Here is a 17,181-nt window from a genome sequence, read left to right on the forward strand (position 1 = left end):
CGTTTAAAACATGACATATATGGCCTATATCAACCAATATGGGTGGTTTGACATTATGGGTCAAGGCGCAAAGGAAACAATTCTGACCCCGGCATTGTGCCGGGCCGCTCGCGGATTGCTTGGCTGGACGCAGCTCGACCTCGCGGAACAGGCCGCCGTGTCGCGCAGCACCATCCGTGACTACGAAGGAAAGCATCACGATATCCATCGTGCAACCGAGGCGCAGTTGCGTCTCGCCTTCGAGCGAGGGGGCGTCGTGTTTGTGGAGGTGGAGGGGACGGGAACATGCCTTGGCCTCCCGTCTACCCCGAAGTGAGGTCCTATTTGCCGGTCAGGCAGGCCGGCGAAATCCTGTAGGAAAAGATAGTCTTGCCGCGGTAGTAGCCTTCCGTCGGCTGCCAGCTGCGGACCAGCTCAGGCGTTTGGGCGCACTCGACCGGGTGTGTCGTCACAAAAAGCACGTCGTCTGCAACGTCGCTCGGCAGCGCAAAGGTCTGCTCGTAATAGTTGTCAGGCGCGTCGACGGGCGGCTGCGCGTAGATACGGACAGGATCGTTCCTCAGCGTGTGGAACATGTCCGCCAGGAGATCGCGGCTGTCGCTGACAATGATCGAGGTGCCGGACTGCCGCGCCAGCTCGCCAGCCTCGCGGCTGATCGCGCTACGGCCGAGATAGCGCTTCATGATCTCGCTGCCGTTCGGCAGCACCAGCTGGTGCGCAAAGATCGCGGCAAGAGGAAACAGAAAACTCGCCGTGCCATTTATGGCAAGCGACAGGCGCAGGCCCTTGGGCCAGAGGCGGTCAAGCAACCACACGGCAAGGATCGTTCCCGCGATATAGGCCGTCACGCCCCAGTTGGCATAAGCCTTGGCCACCAGCGCCTGGAAGGTGATCAGCACAACGACAGGGATAGACAGCCAGATCAGCAGCTTTTCCCTAGGCTCGCTCTTGCCCTTGAGTGCGCGGACAACGGCCCAGAGCATCGCGGAGAATACGATCGGCCCGACGACGCCGAATTGCGCCGCGAAGAATTCCAGGCCGCCGGCCACATTGACGCCGAGCTTGCTCCAATGCGCGATGTTGGTGGTGTGACGGACCGTTGTTCCGTCATGGGCAAGATTCCACCAGAGATTTGGCGCAGCAACGACAAGCGCAACGATGACGGCTGTGAAAAAATCGCGCCAGGCGATGCGTGCGCTCGGAAGCAGAATGAGCGCGATCAACCCGCCGGGAACGACAAAGAGGATCGCGTACTTCGAGAGGAAGGCGCAGCCGACGGCAAATCCCATGAGGATGGAGAGGCCGACGGAACGCTTCTCGGTCAGGCCGAAATAGGCCCATAGTGCCATCGTCAGGAAAAAGAGAAGCACGACATCGGTCGAGAAGAACACAGATGACAGGGCAACGCCGGGCAGGGTGATGAAGGTCGCGCCGGTCCACCCTTCAATCCTCGGTCCGACAAAGCGGTTGGCCGTCTTCATCAGCATGATCGCGGTCGCCATGTAGATCAGCGGTCCGCTCACCCTGATCCAGTAGATCGACGTCGATCCTGCAAGCTCCGTCATGGCTCGAATGACCCAGGCGATCATCGGCGGCTTCGAGTAGTAGCCGAAATCGAGATTCTGCGACCAGAACCAGTATTGCGCCTCGTCGACGAACAGATCGGTCGTGTCGAAATGGAGGGTGATGACTCGCCAGAGCGTCACGCCAAGAACGATGAGGAGACCAAGTCTGGCAGACATGAATGCAATTCCCGCTGAACTCAAATACCGCAGTAAAGCCAAAGATTAACGCACCGGCATGCCGGTGCGTTTGACCACTCGTTACAATCTGGTTGTGGAATTTTAAAGGACGCGCAGGGCAACCTGACTGCGGGTCGCTTCGATACGGTCAAGCAGCGCAACGGCTGCGAGAACAGCGATCGAAAGAACGCACGACCCCAATCCGAAAACAATCATTGCCCAATCCTTCTGACGTCATGTCACGGTTATTTCTGGGCATATACCACAAAGCTTGCCTAGGACTGTAGCAGCGCCGCAACGCAAGCCCAGTAATTCATAGATGGTTATTGGGGCCTGCTGGAAAGTCGACATTCATAAAATACGCATTAACCTTCAGGCAAGGAATTAACCATAAACATTGCATGACACGTCGGAATGGGAAAACTTACTCGTTCCCACCAGGCATGACGCCGCACCGCCGTACCGGTCGATCCGGAATCCATCTCATCAAGCAGCTCCGAAGCAGAATCGACTGATCGGGAGGCTTCACGCCGCCGGCTGCAGCCGAGGCAAGCCACCAATCAGCAGCGTGCACGCTGCGCGGAGCAATAGTTTAATGACGGGCAAGCGCCCGGCATGTGGTTGGGGACAGGTGTTGGGGCAGGAAATGCCATCAGATCAGGCTCGAGGAGCGCAGGCAGGCAGCTTGCATGAGAGGCTGCGCTTTGCCGGTCTCGACGCCGAACACTGTGATTTGGTCCGGCGCCACCGTCTCGACCTTCAGCAGCATCTGACCGCCGGTCTGCGTGACCTTTTTCAGCGTTTTCAATCGTTTCCAGACGCGGCGCGGAATTTCGAGAGCGAACGTCAGGTCGAGCGCCTCCACGACCTGCAGGCCTCCCACTGGGATGTTCTGACCGATGCGCGCTTTGACAGCCTTTATGCTGAGCGTGTGAAGGTTCTGTCTGATTCCGAAAGCAAGATGGGTCTCGACCCGCGCTGGCATGTCGCGGGTCATGGCGTTGTTCTCGAGCATATCATCGGCGGCCTCGCAACCGAGTTGGCCGGTCGCTCCTTCCTGCCGAGCAGCCGTCGTCGGGCCAAGGAAATCTCCGACCTCATGTCGGCGATCATTCGCCTCGTGATGGTGGATGTCGAGATTGCCGTATCCTTGCGTTTCAATGCCTTGCGGGCCACCCAGCAGCGTGCGCTTGCCGATCAGCGCGCCAGTGACAAGGCGGACGTCGCACGCGTATTCGCCGATGTTATCAATGGCCTTGCCACGCGCGACCTCACGGTTCGTGCGACCATCGAGGAAGACGGCGCCCATCGGGATATCGCGCAGGCGCTCAACGGTGCGCTCGATGCCGTCCAGGCCGAATTTCAGGCGATCGCCGAAAAGACGGCGGTTGCCGGAACCTCCGTCCAGACGCTTGGCGATGCGTCGAAGCAATTCGCCGGAAACGCGTCCGTTCATGCCCAGCAGTTGCTCTCCTCTGCAGCTGCGCTTGCCGATCTGTCGGAAAGCGTTCGCCACGGCGCCGCGGGTAGCCGGGCTGCCGAGCAGGCGGCGGCCACGACCCGCGCCGCGGCCGAAGAAAGCGGCCAGGTTGTCGGGCGCGCGATTGCTGCGATGGCGGATATCGAACAGTCTGCCGAGCGGATCGGACAAATCATCGGCGCAATCGACGAGATTGCTTTCCAAACCAATCTGCTGGCGCTGAATGCTGGCATCGAAGCCGCGCGCGCCGGCGATTCCGGACGTGGTTTTGCCGTGGTCGCGCAGGAAGTACGTGCGCTAGCGCAACGCTCGGCGGACGCGGCGCGCGAGATAAAGACGCTAGTGAGCACCACCAAGTCGCAGGTGGATGCCGGCGTCCAGATGGTTGGACGTACGCAGGATTCGATTGGCAGCATCGTTCGCCAGGTCAGTGAGATCAACACGGCGATCGCGATGGTCGCTAATCAGGCCAGCGAACACGCTGCGAACCTCGATGTCGTGACAGCTGACGTGAAGGGCCTCGGCGCCCAGATGACCGATAACGCGGCTTCCGCATCGCGTTCAGCCGAAGGCGCCGACTACCTGCACAGTGTCATCGTCGAACTCGGCCAAACGATCCGCGAGTTTCGTATTGCCCGGCAGAACGCCGAGCCCGCGCGCCCCCCGCCGGTGTTCTCCCCGGCGATCGGCATCAGGCGGACCGCCGATGTCGTGGCTGACGACGAGGACTTCGGATTTGTGCAGCCGGTCGCCTCGGCCGGAGGGCGGATTGTTTACTAACGGACCGGTATATGAGCGCCGCTCACATACGTTGAGCAGTAACCAGGAGACAAGGAAGAGCTGATGGCGGCAAGGAAAACTGGGAAAACGCTGAACCTGTCAGCGGTGCTTGATCTGAACGAAGCAACCATGCTTCGCGACAAGCTCGTCTCGTTGCGCGGCAATGATCTGGCCATCGACGCGTCCGCGGTCGAACGCGTCGGAGCCCTGAGCGCGCAGGTCCTGATGGCAGCCGCCAAGACCTGGGACCAGGACAAGCTCGCCTTCACGTTCAGCAAGGTTTCGGACGCATTTCAGAAAACCATGCAGCTGATTGGTGTCGATATCCATCTGCTCGCCAAGGAGATCCGGCAATGAAGAAAAAAGTGCTTACCGTGGATGATTCACGGACCATAAGGAACATGCTTCTCGTGACCCTCAACAATGCGGGCTTCGAGACGATCCAGGCTGAAGACGGCGTCGAGGGCCTCGAGGTTCTGGAAGAATCCAATCCTGATGTCATCGTCACCGACATCAACATGCCGCGCCTTGACGGTTTCGGCTTTATCGAGGGCGTTCGCCGCAACGACAAGTATCGTGCGATCCCGATCCTGGTCCTGACGACCGAAAGCGATGCGGAAAAGAAGAACCGCGCGCGCCAGGCCGGCGCCACCGGCTGGATCGTCAAGCCTTTCGACCCTGCCAAGCTGATCGATGCCATTGAGCGTGTAACCGCTTAAACCCAGGATTTTCTCCTATGGATATGAACGAAATCAAAGAGATCTTCTTCCAGGAGTGCGAGGAGCAGCTCGCCGAACTGGAATCCGGTCTTCTGAAAATGAATGATGGCGATCGCGATCCGGAAACCGTCAATGCGGTGTTCCGTGCCGTCCATTCGATCAAGGGTGGCGCTGGCGCCTTCGGTCTGGATGATCTCGTCGCTTTCGCGCATGTCTTCGAGACCACACTTGATTGCGTTCGTTCCAACAAGCTTGAGCCGACACAGGATGTCCTGAAGGTCATGTTGAAGTCGGCTGACGTGCTGGCCGACCTGACCAATGCCGCCCGCGACGGCGGCAGCGTCGATGAAAGCCGCAGCCGCGGTCTGGTGAAGGAACTGGAAGCGCTCGCCAACGGCGAGCTGCCTACCCCGTCCGCTGGCGTGGAAGCTCCGGTGGCTAAGCCAGCGCCTGTCGCCGCCACTCCGGCCCCCAAGCCGACCGATGACAGCGGCTTCCAGCCGATCCCCTTCTCCTTCGACGATTTCAGCGGCGAGGAAGAGGTCGGCTCCGATCTGCCGACTTACGAAATCACCTTCAAGCCGCGTTCGGACCTCTATTCCAAAGGCAACGACGCGACCTTGCTGCTGCGCGATCTCTCCCGCCTCGGCGAGATGAGCGTCTACTGCAACATGGATGCGCTGCCGGGTCTCGACGAGCTCGATGCGGAAGCTGCCTACTTCTATTGGAACATCACGCTCAAGACAGACAAGGGCGAAGATGCGATCCGCACGGTCTTCGAATTTGCCGAGTGGGATTGCGACCTGCAGATCACCGCAGGCGAGGAAAAGGTGACTGCCCCCGACGCCGAAGAACTGCCGATGATCCCAGTGCCCTTCGACCTGTCGATCCTCGATGATGGCGCGACCGAGGCACCGGCCGAGCAGCCGAAGGCCGACGTGGCCGCTGCGGTTACTGCCGCCGAGACTGCTTCCAACGTCACGCAGATGGCCGCCGCCGCTGCTCGTGTCGAGAAGAAGGAATCGGCTGCCGCCGCTGCCGCAAGTGCAGCTGTCGCCGCCCAGAACAACGCCGCTGCCGGCGCTGGTCAGACCATCCGCGTCGATCTCGACCGCGTCGATCGCCTGATCAACCTCGTCGGCGAGCTCGTCATCAACCAGGCGATGCTTTCGCAGAGCGTCATCGAAAACGACACGACCGGAACGTCATCCATCAACATGGGCCTCGAGGAGCTGCAGCAGCTCACCCGCGAGATCCAGGATTCGGTCATGGCGATCCGCGCCCAGCCGGTAAAGCCGGTCTTCCAGCGCATGTCGCGCATCGTTCGCGAAATCGCCGACATGACGGGCAAGACGATTCGCCTGATCACCGAAGGTGAAAACACCGAAGTCGACAAGACGGTCATCGACAAGCTGGCCGAGCCGCTGACGCACATGATCCGCAACGCCGTTGACCACGGTATCGAAACGCCCGAAAAGCGCGCCGCCGCCGGCAAGAACGTCGAAGGCACGGTTCGCCTGACGGCGAAGCACCGCTCTGGCCGCATCCTGATCGAGCTCGCCGATGACGGCGCCGGCATCAACCGCGAGAAGGTCAAGCAGAAGGCCATCGCCAACGAGCTGATCCCGGCTGACGCCAACCTGACCGACGAAGAAATCGACAACCTGATCTTCTTGCCGGGCTTCTCCACCGCCGACAAGATTTCCGACATTTCCGGTCGCGGCGTCGGCATGGACGTCGTCAAGCGCTCGATTCAGGCGCTCGGCGGCCGCATCAACATCACCTCGAAGCCAGGGCAGGGCTCCGTCTTCACGATGAGCCTGCCGCTGACCCTTGCCGTTCTCGACGGCATGGTCGTCACGGTTGCCGGCCAGACGCTGGTTGTCCCGTTGACGGCGATCGTTGAGACGCTGCAACCGGAAGCCGCCGCGATTCATTCCTTTGGTGCAAACCATCGCCTGATCTCGATCCGTAACAGCTTCTGCCCGCTGGTCGATGTCGGTCGCATCCTGAACTTCCGTGCCACGCAGGCTAATCCTGTCGAAGGAGTCGCTCTTCTCGTCGAATCGGAAGGCGGCGGTCAGCGCGCGCTCATGGTCGATGCGATCCAGGGGCAGCGCCAGGTCGTCATCAAGAGCCTTGAGGCGAACTACACGCACGTTCCGGGTATCGCTGCGGCGACCATCCTCGGCGACGGTCGCGTGGCTCTCATCCTGGATGTCGACGCGGTCGTGGGAGCTTCCCGCGGTCAAGCGTTGAGGCAGGAAGTGTCGCTGGCAGCTGTGGGGTAAGCTATGTCGTATGCCGTAAAAAGTCTGAAGGATGGGGACCGCGAGTTGATCGCGTTCCGCATCGGGGATCAGGAATTTTGCGTGAATGTCATGTCGGTGCGCGAGATCCGCGGATGGACGCCGGCAACGGCGATGCCGCACTCGCCCGGCTATATGAAGGGCGTCATCAATTTGCGCGGTGCGGTGCTGCCGATTATCGATCTGTCGGCTCGCCTCGGCATGCCGGCGACTGTGCCGACGGCGCGACACGTCATCATCGTAGCGCAGGTGCACCGCAAGGTCGTCGGTCTGTTGGTCGATGCCGTGTCCGACATTCTGACCGTCACTGAAGACAATGTGCAGCCGACACCGGAAATCGCATCTGAGCTGCAACGTCAGTTCGCGCGCGGCATCCTGGCGATCGACAAACGCATGATCTGCCTGCTCGAGCTCGAAGCCATTTTCCCCGAAACGGAAAGCGAAGCCGCATGAATGTTCTGAGTGCAAAAGACATGCGGCAGGGAAACCCTGACGAGGTGTTGGCAAGCGGAGAGTACCCGCTGACGCGCCGCGACCTCACGGAAATCGCTGCGATGATCTACTCGGATGCAGGCATCTTCCTGAACGAGACCAAGGCCTCGCTGGTCTACTCGCGGCTGTCGAAGCATATCCGCAATCTGGGCCTTTCCGGATTTCGGGAGTATTGCGCGCTCGTTTCTTCACCGGCGGGTGCGGCGCCGCGCCGCGAGATGCTGTCGCATCTGACGACGAACTTCACGCGCTTCTTCCGCGAGAACCACCACTTCGAGCACCTTCGGGACCATGTGCTGCCAGAACTGCTGCATCGCGCGAAGATGGGCGGTCGGGTTCGTATCTGGTCGGCTGCCTCGTCGGATGGCCAGGAACCCTATTCCATCGCGCTCACCGTCCTGTCGATGATGCCCAACGTCGCCGACTACGATTTCAAGATCCTGGCGACCGATATCGATCCGAAGATTCTGGCGATCGCCCGTGCCGGTGCCTATGACGAGAGCGCGCTCGAAACCGTGTCGCCCGCCATGCGCAAGCAGTGGTTCAGCGAGGTCGAGGTCCAGGGGCGGCGCAAGTTCCAGGTCGACGACCGCGTCAAGCGTCTGATCACCTACAACGAGCTGAACCTGATGGCGCAGTGGCCGTTCAAGGGCAAGTTCGACGTCATCTTCTGTCGGAATGTGGTGATCTACTTCGACGAGCCGACGCAGATGAAGATCTGGTCACGCTTTGCCGAATTGCTGCCTGAGGGCGGCCATCTCTATATCGGCCATTCCGAACGCGTCTCCGGCGACGCCAAGCATGTCTTCGACAATATCGGCATCACCACCTATCGCTACACGACCAAGGGCGTTGGGAGGAAGGCATGAGCGCACCGGCCAAGGTTCTCGTCGTCGACGACTCCGCCACGATGCGCGGCCTGATTACCGCTGTTCTCAGCGCCGATCCCGAGGTCAGCGTCATCGGTCAGGCAGGCGATGCGCTTGAGGCCCGCGAGGCGATCAAGAAGCTCAATCCTGATGTCGTAACGCTCGATATCGAGATGCCGAACATGAACGGTCTCGACTTCCTCGAGAAGATCATGCGGCTCCGCCCGATGCCTGTCATCATGGTCTCGACGTTGACCCATCGCGGCGCCGATGCCTCTCTGGCGGCGCTTGAGATCGGCGCGTTCGACTGCGTCGGCAAGCCGCTCCCGGGCGATGCGCGTCCCTTTGGAGATCTTGCCGAGAAGGTGAAGGCTGCCGCCCGCTCGCAGCGACGCCAGTACGCTCAGCCGGCTCCGGTTGCTCCGCCACCTGCTGTCGCTGACTTCCGCGTCGGCCGCAAGATCGTCGCGATCGGTTCGTCGACCGGCGGCGTCGAGGCGTTGATTGCGGTGCTGCAGAAGTTCCCGGCAAACTGCCCGCCGACGGTTATCACGCAGCACATGCCGCCGACCTTCACCAAGAGCTTCGCGGAACGCCTCAACCGGCTTTGCGCGCCCGTCGTGCAGGAAGCGACCGACGGTGCGCGCCTGGAGATCGGGAAAATCTATCTTGCACCAGGCGGCGAGCGCCACCTGCAGGTTGCCAACGTCCATGCGCCATGCTGCCGCCTCATCGAACGCGATCCGGTGAACGGTCACCGGCCATCCGTCGACGTGCTGTTTGACTCGGTTGCCGAACTGGCAGGCCGCAACGCGGTCGGTGTGATCTTGACCGGCATGGGACGCGACGGTGCCGCCGGCCTCTTGAAGATGCGCCACGCCGGCGCGCGTACGCTCGGCCAGAACGAAAAGACCTCAGTGGTCTACGGCATGCCGAGGGTTGCCTACGAGCTCGGCGCCGTCGAGCAGCAACTGCCCCTCAATGCCATCGGCGAAGAAATTTTGAAAATGACAGCCGCCCGAAAGGAAGGAACTGACTAATGTCTATCGCAGAGAAAATCAAAGTTCTGATCGTCGACGATCAGGTCACGAGCCGTCTGCTGCTCAGCGACGCTCTGACCCAGCTCGGCTTCAAGCAGATTACGGCCGCCGGCGATGGTGAGCAGGGCTTGAAGATCATGACCCAGCAGCCGCATCATCTTGTCATCTCCGATTTCAACATGCCGAAGATGGATGGCCTCGGCTTCCTGCAGGCTGTTCGCGCCAACCCGGCGACGAAGAAAGCCGCCTTCATCATCCTGACGGCGCAGGGTGACCGCGCACTCGTGACGAAAGCGGCCCAGCTTGGTGCCAACAACGTTCTCGCCAAGCCCTTCACGATCGAGAAGATGAAGGCGGCTATCGAGGCCGTATTTGGAGCATTGAAATGAACCTCGATGTTGCGGCCCGCCGCGTTCATATCATCCAGGGCGAATGGAAGGTCCTGAATGATCCGAGCGCGGTACTGACGACCATCCTTGGCTCGTGTGTGGCTGCATGCCTGCGAGATCCCGTGGCAGGCGTTGGAGGAATGAATCACTTCCTTCTGCCAGGGACAGGAAATATGCCGATGACGGGCGCAGACGCCACGCGATATGGCGTCCACCTGATGGAATTGCTGATCAACGGTCTACTGAAGCAAGGGGCGCGTCGCGACCGCCTGGAGGCCAAGATCTTCGGCGGGGCGAAGACGATCTCGACATTCTCGAATGTCGGCGAACAGAACGCCGCCTTTGCGGTGCAGTTCCTGAAGGATGAAGGCATACCGGTCGTCGGCTCCAGCACCGGCGGGGAGCACGGGCGCAAGCTCGAGTACTGGCCGGTCTCGGGACGCGCTCGGCAGTATCCGCTCACCGGTGCGGAAACGCAGAGAACCGTTGCGCTTGAGCAGCGTCCGGTCGCTCCGCAGAAACCCGTCGAAAACAGCATCGAATTCTTCTGAGGGCAAGGACCTTACTAATGACTGTGAATGCCATGACAGAGCAGCCGTCGCCCGCCGAAGCCCTGCCTGATGTCCTGATGCGTATCGTCGCGGAGTTGCACGACGTCGCGTACCTGATCGAGCGCATCGAACCACAGCTCCTCGACGTCGGGGGCGGCGAACTGCTGAACTCGCCGGAAAGCATGAAGGTGATGCAGGGAATTGATCTTGCCGTGCAGAAGACGCGCGGTCTTGCCGAGTTCATAGATACCATCACGGGCGAGATTCCGCAGGACTGGTCTGTCGATGTCGCAACGGCCCTGAGCCTGGTGAAGCTCAGTGAAATGCAGCGCGCTCTGAGCGGGGCGGCGCGCTATAGCAGTGTTCAGCCGCTGGCGAAGGCAGCCGGAGACTTCGACTTCTTCTGATCCGGCCTGCTCGCACCCTCCGAAACGTTCGCACAAGTTTCGGCACCTATTGTCCACATGAGGCAACAAGCCTGCTTTGTCTGGATGGTCGTGCGAGAACAGAATGAATCTGTTAAATCAATTAGTTCAAATTTTTAAGAACTTCAGTTCGCTAGGACGGAATCGCTTGCTGGCGTTGGCCGGCGTGGGTGTCGTTTCCGTGGTACTCATCCTGGCGGCGGCCTTTTTGGTCAATAAGCCGGCCCAGGAAACGCTTTATGTCGGGCTTGATACGCCCGATCTGAACCAGATCAGCATTGCGCTCGCCGAGGCAAATATCGGTTTCCAGGTCGGAACGGATGGCTCCAGCATCACAGTTCCCGCCGGTATGACCGGCAAGGCGCGTCTCCTGCTCGCCGAGCGCGGCCTCCCGAACAGCGCCAACGCCGGCTATGAACTCTTTGACAACGTGGGCTCTCTCGGCCTGACGTCGTTCATGCAGGAAGTCACGCGGGTTCGCGCGCTCGAAGGTGAAATTGGCCGCACGATCCAGTCGATCTCCGGCATTACGGCAGCACGCGTCCATATTGTCATGCCCGAGGTCGGCAACTTCCGCAAAGCCGAACAGAAGCCGACCGCTTCCGTCATGATTCGCGCAAGTGTCGCGGCCGGCCGCACCGCGGCGACTTCGATCCGCCACCTTGTTGCGTCTGCCGTTCCCGGCCTCGATGTCGCCGATGTTACCATCCTCGACTCCGCAGGCCAGTTGCTCGCTTCGGGCGACGAGGCCAGCAACAGCTCGCTGAACCGTTCTCTGAACATCGTCCAGAACGTCCAGGGCGAAGTTGAAACCAACATCGACAAGGCACTCGCGCCCTTCCTCGGCATGGATAACTTCCGCTCCAGCGTCACCGCGGAATTGAATACCGATAGCCAGCAGATCCAGGAAACTGTCTACGATCCGGAATCGAAGGTCGAGCGCTCGATCCGCACGACCAAGGAAGCCTCTCAGTCGCTGCAGAAGCAGTCCGACAACGCGACGACGGTCGAGCAGAACATCCCGCAGGCGGCACCGGACTCGGGCGGACCCAACGGTCCCGAATCGCAAGACAAGTCCGACAAGAAAGAAGAGCAGACCAACTACGAGATCAACAGCAAGACCACTGCCACGACGCGCAACAGCTACAAGATCGAAAAGCTCTCCGTTGCAGTCGTCGTTAACAAGGGGCGCATTGCTCAGATGGTCGGCGAGCCGGCGGACCAGGCAAAGATCGATGCCTATCTCGCGGAGATGCAGAAGATCGTGGCATCCGCCGCTGGCATCAACAACAATCGCGGCGACATGGTGACCGTTACGGCCATGGACTTCCTGGAGAACCAGCTTCTCGAGGAAACCGGCGGCGGCGTCCGTGTCATGGATATGCTGAGCCGCAATCTCGCAGGCATCATCAACTCGCTCGCTTTCGTCGCAGTTGCCTTCCTTGTGGTCTGGATGGGCGTCCGCCCGATGATCCGCAGCGTGACCGGCAACGGCGCCGCGGTCATCGGCGACACGTCGCCGGAAAGCGCCGGCCTCGAACTTCCCGATTTCGCTCCGGCGGGTGGCGTGGGCACCGGTGCTGCGCTCATGGATGGCTTCGGTTCGGACTTCGGGTTCGACAGCACTGAGGACCTGCTCAGCCTCGGCGACGACGACGGCAACTTCAATCGTCGCGTCAAGGAAGGCCCGGAACGCAAACTGGCGCGCATGGTCGAGATCAACGAGGAGCGCGCCGCGAAAATCCTCAGAAAATGGGCGGTCGACAACGCCGCGTAATGAAAGGCCGGGCAACCGGCCTTTTTCTTTTGCCCGTCTACTGCACCGCGATCGGCACAGTTTTGCCATCGCTCGGGCGCGCACGCGAAGATTTCTGAGGATAGGCTTGACACTGGGCTGAAATAGCTGCGCGTTTTACGCGAATCGTATTGTCAGGATTCCCCGAATCACTTTAATTTTAGAATTCATTAACAAGCGGAATTTCCGTGCGAATCAACGCACAAAGTGCGGGCGATGTAAATCCCGAGAACTCGGAGATGGCGAAGTTTACCACCTAGTGTAGTGTTGGATGGTTCGCGGAGGGGGCGCAATTTGCTCAAGGGCCGCGGATCGGGTTTCTGTCGTAGTGGTTCGCGGCCGCGGGGTTTTTGCCAATGGATATGCAGATATTGCAGGCTCTGAAGAGCGACACGCAGAAGGCAAACTTCGTTGGCATCGCAGCGACAAACCTGTCTTCGCGTGACGAACTGATCGCGCAGCTCTGCGAGATTTCGAGCACGGGGCGGTTGCAACCCGGCCTGCGCGCCCTGACCGACTATGTCGGCGCCTCGCACTACCTCCTGGCGCGGGCGGATCTGGTTCAGGAAGCGGGGCTCGATTTCGTGGTCTCGTCTGACTGGCCGTTCGATCTTGTCACCAATCTGGCGCATACCTTCGTTGGCGGCTTTGCCCGTGCGACGGAGATCGAAAAGTGTATGCAGCTGTTCCAGCCGCATTTCGCGCTCCTGCCGGATTCCGCGGATGCGCCAGACGGCGCCAGCCGCCAGTACTGTTCGTTGATGTTCAACATCGGACGCTCGCGCCTGGTGCTGATGTTCCTGTTCGATGACGGTTTCATTCTGTCGCAGGAGCGCTTGCGCGACGTGGGGCTCTTGTCCGCCTATTTCACGAGTTTCCTGCAGTGCGGCGCCGCCAAGGCCGACCGGGACTTCGAGCTGACCGATCGCGAACTGGAATGCCTTTTCTGGATCGCCGAGGGCAAAACGAGCGATGAGATTGCGATGATCCTCGGCATCTCTCGCAACACCATCAACAACTACATCACCAGTGTCATGCGAAAGACGGCGACGAAGACTCGTTCCGAGGCCATCGCATTCGCGGTCAGGAACAATCTCGTCTAAGGGGACGGCGTTATGGGGCAGTCGTCCGGTCGATCGATAGGAAATTCGGAAACAATGCGCGGCGTGCGGGTCAGCAAGGTCGCTAGTCGGTCCGACCTGTTTCCGCGTCTCATCGGCATGCAGAAGCTCGCCGACGCCCAGAATTTCGCTGTCTATCGAATCAGCGGTGCCGGCGTCCCGGGAAAGCAGCGTTTGGTCTGCGAACTGGAAAACTGGGGATCGGTGAACAGCGGCTTCAGTGGCGCATTCCTCGACGCTCATGGCGAGGCGCTACTTGATCATATCGAGAAGTCGCTTCTTCCAGTCGTATGGGCTGGCGGGCTTGATCGCGCCGCTCCGGGGCCGGCAAGCATTGCACCTTTCATGACGCGCCTGAAGGGCGGCCTGGCTCCCTTTTCCGGCATGGCGTTTCCGGTGCGCCTCGGCGCCGTTGGCAACGGCTTCGTTGTCTTTACGGGCGATGATCTCGAGCCGGCCAGCGATATGATCGTCGAACTGCACGTGAGATCGTGCCAGATCATGATCGACCTGCTTTCGCTCGACGAGCGCCGCGTGGCGGCTGCCGAAGCTCTCAGCGAACGCGAAATTGCCTGCCTGCAGCTTGCTGGAGACGGGCGCATCAGCGAAGAGATTGCAGAGAAGCTTGGTCTCTCGGTGCATACCGTCAACGCCTATCTCGGTTCGGCAACGATCAAGCTGGATTCGGTCAATCGAATCCAGGCGATCGCAAAGGCCATCCGTCTTGGATATATCAGCTGACGAGAAGCCGTGTGGGCTTTAGCCCGCCAAAGCCTGCAATGGTTCGACGTTATAGCGTGCGTCGCGCAGGCTTTGCTCGAGGAAAACAGTGTTTTCGTCGGGATCCGCCGAAGGGTTCTGGAACGCGATGTGGTTGATCTCGATGCCGGCGTGCGCCTCTGCAAGCATCAGCTGCGCATAGATCGTGACGCCGCGCGGCTTGATCTCAAGGTCGATGACCACTTCGGGCTTGCCGCCCCACTCTAGCGTGTAGCTGCCGCCATGGCCGAAATTGACCGTGCCGGGGTGGAAGAAGAGCTCGGCCGCTGACGATACGAGATCGGAAAGATTGCCGTAATACTCGAAGCGCAGAAGAGAGATGAGATCCGAGGCGTCCAGAAGCCGCAATTCCGTGGCAACGGGGCTGATGGCTTCAGCCAGGATTTTTTCACGCTGGGCAGAGTAGGGGCATTTTTTCATTCGGCTATCTTACCCGTTTGTTCTTGGCTTGCGCCGCGTAAACCCGATGGATGAGTTCCGCGACTGCCTTATAGAATACAGACGGTATGACACTATCGACCGAGACTTGCGCAAACATGGAGCGCGCGAGCGGCGGGTCTTCGAAAACGGGGATCCCATTCTTTTCCGCGATCTCCCTGATTTTCAATGCAATTAGGTCTTGCCCCTTGGCGACGACGACAGGCGCGTCGTTTTCCTCACGCACATAGCGCAGGGCGACGGCAAAGTGAGTCGGGTTGGCGATTACGAGCGTCGCGCGATCGACATTGGCAATCATGCGGCGGCGGGCACGGTCACGCATGAGCGAGCGCTGGCGGCTCTTGACGAAGGGGTCACCCTGCGACTGCTTGTTCTCTTCCTTGACCTCGTGCCGCGTCATCTTCAGTTCGGTGAACCAGTGGTAGCGCGTCCAGAAGAAGTCGGCGATGGCGACGACGGCTGTGGCGATCAGGACGACGATGGTGATCTTTTGCATCGACGTCATCATCCGCGTGAAGATCGTTTGCGGATCGGAGAACATCGCATCGATCGCGCTGAAGTATTCGCTCTTCAGCGCAAAGAACATGACGACGCCGACGATCACAATCTTCGTCAGCGATTTGCCGAACTCGATGAGGCCAGGCAGGCTGAACAGCCGCGACCATCCCTTGGCGATCGAAATGCGCGAAAACTGCGGCCGTATGCGCTCGAGCACCGGCGTTGGCAGGTTCTGCGAGATGGACGCGGCAACGCCAAACGCCATGAACAGGATGAAGGCGGGCGCGAGGAAGGCCGCCGAAACCCAGGCGAGGTGAACGAACAGGGAGAGCGCGTCCGGCCCGGTTTCGAGTTTCCATTGGTCGGGCTGCTCGAAAATGTCCTTCAGCGCCTCGCCGACCTTGCTGAGCCCACTCGGCAGGAAGAAGATGATATAGACGAAGGTGGCAAGCACGGTGGCAAACAGTGGCACCTCGCGCGAGAACGGCACGTTGCCTTTCTCGGCAGCGTCGCTTTTCTTCTTCGCTGTCGGGTCTTCTGTTTTGCTGTCCTTGTCGTCGTCGGCCAAGGCCGAAGCCCTCCATCAAAAAGAAACGGCCGCGCCAGGGCGCGGCCTTTCCTAGAAGGTATCTCCCTTTCGCCGCGGCGATCAACCGCAGCGGCCGGGAAGAGGTGCTTCGTACACAACAACAGCGGCTTAGGCCGCGGCCGAGCCTTCGCCTTCGGTCTCCTTGAGCTGGATTTGCCCGGAGTTTGCCAGGCGAATCGCTTCCTGGGCGATGGCGCGCCGGGCGATTGCGATTTCGCGCGGATTGATGCCAACGGTGCCGCTCTGCAGATCCGATTCGATCATGCGGCGCTGGCGCGGGCTGATCGATGCGAGGACGGCCTCGCGCATGTCGGCAGACGAGCCGCGCAACGCCATGGTCAGGATGTCGGACGAGATATCGTTCATGAGCATGACGCGGCTGCGCTGCGGCATGAGCATGAGGTCGTCGAAGAGGAAGATCTTCGGACGGACCTTGTTGACCGATTCGCGGCTGATCGATTCGAGCGAGGTGAGCAGGGTATCGACCTGCGGCTTGTCCATCTCGTTCATCAGTTCCGCAACCTTCGTCGAGCCGATCGAATTCTTCTCGGCGTCGATCTCTGCCAGCAGGCTTAGCACCTGCTTTTCGATGATCTGCGCGGCCTTGGGGCTGACGGCCTTGAGGTTGACGGTACGGTTCATGATGTCCGCGCGGCGGCCGTCCGGAATCTGCATCAGAACCTTGGCGCCGAATGAGGAGGGCATCATGGAGAGAATATAGGCGACAGTCTGCGGATGTTCGCGCAGGAGGAACTTGCCGATGAAGGCCGGGTCGCCTTCGCCGAGGCGATCCCAGATCGACGTCTCGTATGCCTGGAAGGTGGTGCGACGGCCAAGCAGGCTGTCGACTTCGTCGGGCGTGAGACCCTCTTCAAGGATGCTCTCGATCGCCTTGGCATTATCCATGAGGCCTGCACCCTCGGTGAACAGGTCCTCGAATTCGGCGACAAGTCCGAGCAATTCATCCGGCGGGATCGCACGCAGCGTTTGCGCCGAGCCGATGATCGTCTGCAGCTCGGCCTGCGTGAAATATTTCAACAGCCTGCCGGCGACCCCTTTCCCCATGGCGAGGAGAACGGCCGCCGCCTTTTCAGCCTGGGTCAACGGTTTCTCGGCTAGCGCGCCGCCGAAATCGTCAAAGTCCATCATGGTCTAACCTCTCCG

General features: G+C 60.3%; 18 protein-coding genes. 14 read left to right on the forward strand and 4 right to left on the reverse strand.

Features of this window, described 5'->3' with window-relative positions; translation table 11 throughout:
* Positions 1-10: 10 nt before the first annotated feature.
* Positions 11-316 (forward strand): helix-turn-helix domain-containing protein, encoded by a 306-nt coding sequence (locus AF71_RS09780; RefSeq protein WP_018859710.1) that lies wholly within the window; start codon positions 11-13, stop codon positions 314-316.
* A 4-nt stretch (positions 317-320) separates the two neighbouring features.
* Here the strand turns inward: AF71_RS09780 and AF71_RS09785 are convergent, their stop codons facing one another.
* On the reverse strand, positions 321-1,742 hold the full coding sequence (locus AF71_RS09785; protein ID WP_018859709.1) for a glycosyltransferase family 39 protein: 1,422 nt from the start codon (positions 1,740-1,742) through the stop codon (positions 321-323).
* A 646-nt stretch (positions 1,743-2,388) separates the two neighbouring features.
* Between AF71_RS09785 and AF71_RS09790 the strand changes: the two genes are divergently transcribed.
* From AF71_RS09790 to AF71_RS09850, 13 genes are all read left to right on the forward strand, one after another.
* Positions 2,389-4,002 (forward strand): globin-coupled sensor protein, encoded by a 1,614-nt coding sequence (locus tag AF71_RS09790; RefSeq protein ID WP_169681173.1) that lies wholly within the window; start codon positions 2,389-2,391, stop codon positions 4,000-4,002.
* Between the two features lie 63 nt (positions 4,003-4,065).
* The gene (locus AF71_RS09795; RefSeq protein ID WP_018859706.1) at positions 4,066-4,359 is read left to right on the forward strand and encodes an STAS domain-containing protein; all 294 of its coding nucleotides are present in this window, start codon (positions 4,066-4,068) and stop codon (positions 4,357-4,359) included.
* The gene (gene cheY1, locus AF71_RS09800; protein ID WP_007530053.1) at positions 4,356-4,721 is read left to right on the forward strand and encodes a chemotaxis response regulator CheY1; all 366 of its coding nucleotides are present in this window, start codon (positions 4,356-4,358) and stop codon (positions 4,719-4,721) included. The genes AF71_RS09795 and cheY1 overlap by 4 nt, the downstream gene beginning before the upstream one ends.
* 17 nt (positions 4,722-4,738) lie before the next feature.
* On the forward strand, positions 4,739-7,012 hold the full coding sequence (locus AF71_RS09805; protein WP_025660317.1) for a chemotaxis protein CheA: 2,274 nt from the start codon (positions 4,739-4,741) through the stop codon (positions 7,010-7,012).
* Positions 7,013-7,015: 3 nt separating this feature from the next.
* Positions 7,016-7,483: a chemotaxis protein CheW gene (locus tag AF71_RS09810; protein ID WP_018117028.1), complete on the forward strand. Its 468-nt coding sequence runs from the start codon at positions 7,016-7,018 to the stop codon at positions 7,481-7,483.
* The gene (cheR, locus tag AF71_RS09815) at positions 7,480-8,391 is read left to right on the forward strand and encodes a protein-glutamate O-methyltransferase CheR (RefSeq protein WP_018859704.1); all 912 of its coding nucleotides are present in this window, start codon (positions 7,480-7,482) and stop codon (positions 8,389-8,391) included. Before AF71_RS09810 ends, cheR begins: the two co-directional genes overlap by 4 nt.
* Positions 8,388-9,431 carry a protein-glutamate O-methylesterase CheB gene (cheB, locus tag AF71_RS09820; RefSeq protein ID WP_025660316.1) on the forward strand — a complete coding sequence of 348 codons (1,044 nt, stop codon included), beginning with the start codon at positions 8,388-8,390 and terminating at the stop codon, positions 9,429-9,431. The genes cheR and cheB overlap by 4 nt, the downstream gene beginning before the upstream one ends.
* Complete coding sequence (locus AF71_RS09825; protein WP_007530058.1) at positions 9,431-9,820, forward strand: response regulator; 390 nt, start codon at positions 9,431-9,433, stop codon at positions 9,818-9,820. Before cheB ends, AF71_RS09825 begins: the two co-directional genes overlap by 1 nt.
* Positions 9,817-10,371, forward strand: a complete 555-nt coding sequence (gene cheD / locus AF71_RS09830; RefSeq protein WP_018117031.1) for a chemoreceptor glutamine deamidase CheD — start codon at positions 9,817-9,819, stop codon at positions 10,369-10,371. Before AF71_RS09825 ends, cheD begins: the two co-directional genes overlap by 4 nt.
* A 17-nt stretch (positions 10,372-10,388) precedes the next feature.
* Positions 10,389-10,778: a hypothetical protein gene (locus tag AF71_RS09835; RefSeq protein WP_062369605.1), complete on the forward strand. Its 390-nt coding sequence runs from the start codon at positions 10,389-10,391 to the stop codon at positions 10,776-10,778.
* Between the two features lie 103 nt (positions 10,779-10,881).
* Positions 10,882-12,573, forward strand: a complete 1,692-nt coding sequence (gene fliF / locus AF71_RS09840) for a flagellar basal-body MS-ring/collar protein FliF (protein ID WP_169681175.1) — start codon at positions 10,882-10,884, stop codon at positions 12,571-12,573.
* 374 nt (positions 12,574-12,947) lie between these two features.
* On the forward strand, positions 12,948-13,694 hold the full coding sequence (locus tag AF71_RS09845) for a helix-turn-helix transcriptional regulator (RefSeq protein WP_018859700.1): 747 nt from the start codon (positions 12,948-12,950) through the stop codon (positions 13,692-13,694).
* Positions 13,695-13,706: 12 nt separating this feature from the next.
* Positions 13,707-14,453 carry a helix-turn-helix transcriptional regulator gene (locus AF71_RS09850; RefSeq protein ID WP_169681177.1) on the forward strand — a complete coding sequence of 249 codons (747 nt, stop codon included), beginning with the start codon at positions 13,707-13,709 and terminating at the stop codon, positions 14,451-14,453.
* 18 nt (positions 14,454-14,471) lie between these two features.
* Here the strand turns inward: AF71_RS09850 and AF71_RS09855 are convergent, their stop codons facing one another.
* From AF71_RS09855 to fliG, 3 genes are all read right to left on the reverse strand, one after another.
* Complete coding sequence (locus tag AF71_RS09855) at positions 14,472-14,912, reverse strand: hypothetical protein (protein WP_018117036.1); 441 nt, start codon at positions 14,910-14,912, stop codon at positions 14,472-14,474.
* A gap of 4 nt (positions 14,913-14,916) precedes the next feature.
* Positions 14,917-15,996: a flagellar biosynthesis protein FlhB gene (gene flhB, locus AF71_RS09860; RefSeq protein WP_018117037.1), complete on the reverse strand. Its 1,080-nt coding sequence runs from the start codon at positions 15,994-15,996 to the stop codon at positions 14,917-14,919.
* Positions 15,997-16,125: 129 nt separating this feature from the next.
* Positions 16,126-17,166, reverse strand: coding sequence for a flagellar motor switch protein FliG (gene fliG, locus AF71_RS09865; RefSeq protein WP_018859697.1), 1,041 nt, complete (start codon positions 17,164-17,166; stop codon positions 16,126-16,128).
* Positions 17,167-17,181: the final 15 nt, after the last annotated feature.

This window comes from Rhizobium sp. 57MFTsu3.2, from assembly GCF_012932765.1.
GTDB classification, from domain to species: Bacteria; Pseudomonadota; Alphaproteobacteria; order Rhizobiales; family Rhizobiaceae; genus Rhizobium; species Rhizobium altiplani.

Coding starts and splice junctions, on each gene's coding strand:
- AF71_RS09790 (WP_169681173.1), top strand. CDS start 2,389: ATGCCATCAGATCAGGCTCGAGGAGCGCAGGCAGGCAGCTTGCATGAG.
- cheY1 (WP_007530053.1), top strand. CDS start 4,356: ATGAAGAAAAAAGTGCTTACCGTGGATGATTCACGGACCATAAGGAAC.
- AF71_RS09835 (WP_062369605.1), top strand. CDS start 10,389: ATGACTGTGAATGCCATGACAGAGCAGCCGTCGCCCGCCGAAGCCCTG.
- AF71_RS09785 (WP_018859709.1), bottom strand. CDS start 1,742: ATGTCTGCCAGACTTGGTCTCCTCATCGTTCTTGGCGTGACGCTCTGG.
- AF71_RS09825 (WP_007530058.1), top strand. CDS start 9,431: ATGTCTATCGCAGAGAAAATCAAAGTTCTGATCGTCGACGATCAGGTC.
- cheD (WP_018117031.1), top strand. CDS start 9,817: ATGAACCTCGATGTTGCGGCCCGCCGCGTTCATATCATCCAGGGCGAA.
- fliG (WP_018859697.1), bottom strand. CDS start 17,166: ATGATGGACTTTGACGATTTCGGCGGCGCGCTAGCCGAGAAACCGTTG.
- fliF (WP_169681175.1), top strand. CDS start 10,882: ATGAATCTGTTAAATCAATTAGTTCAAATTTTTAAGAACTTCAGTTCG.
- AF71_RS09780 (WP_018859710.1), top strand. CDS start 11: ATGACATATATGGCCTATATCAACCAATATGGGTGGTTTGACATTATG.
- AF71_RS09795 (WP_018859706.1), top strand. CDS start 4,066: ATGGCGGCAAGGAAAACTGGGAAAACGCTGAACCTGTCAGCGGTGCTT.
- cheB (WP_025660316.1), top strand. CDS start 8,388: ATGAGCGCACCGGCCAAGGTTCTCGTCGTCGACGACTCCGCCACGATG.
- AF71_RS09810 (WP_018117028.1), top strand. CDS start 7,016: ATGTCGTATGCCGTAAAAAGTCTGAAGGATGGGGACCGCGAGTTGATC.
- cheR (WP_018859704.1), top strand. CDS start 7,480: ATGAATGTTCTGAGTGCAAAAGACATGCGGCAGGGAAACCCTGACGAG.
- AF71_RS09845 (WP_018859700.1), top strand. CDS start 12,948: ATGGATATGCAGATATTGCAGGCTCTGAAGAGCGACACGCAGAAGGCA.
- AF71_RS09805 (WP_025660317.1), top strand. CDS start 4,739: ATGGATATGAACGAAATCAAAGAGATCTTCTTCCAGGAGTGCGAGGAG.
- AF71_RS09855 (WP_018117036.1), bottom strand. CDS start 14,912: ATGAAAAAATGCCCCTACTCTGCCCAGCGTGAAAAAATCCTGGCTGAA.
- AF71_RS09850 (WP_169681177.1), top strand. CDS start 13,707: ATGGGGCAGTCGTCCGGTCGATCGATAGGAAATTCGGAAACAATGCGC.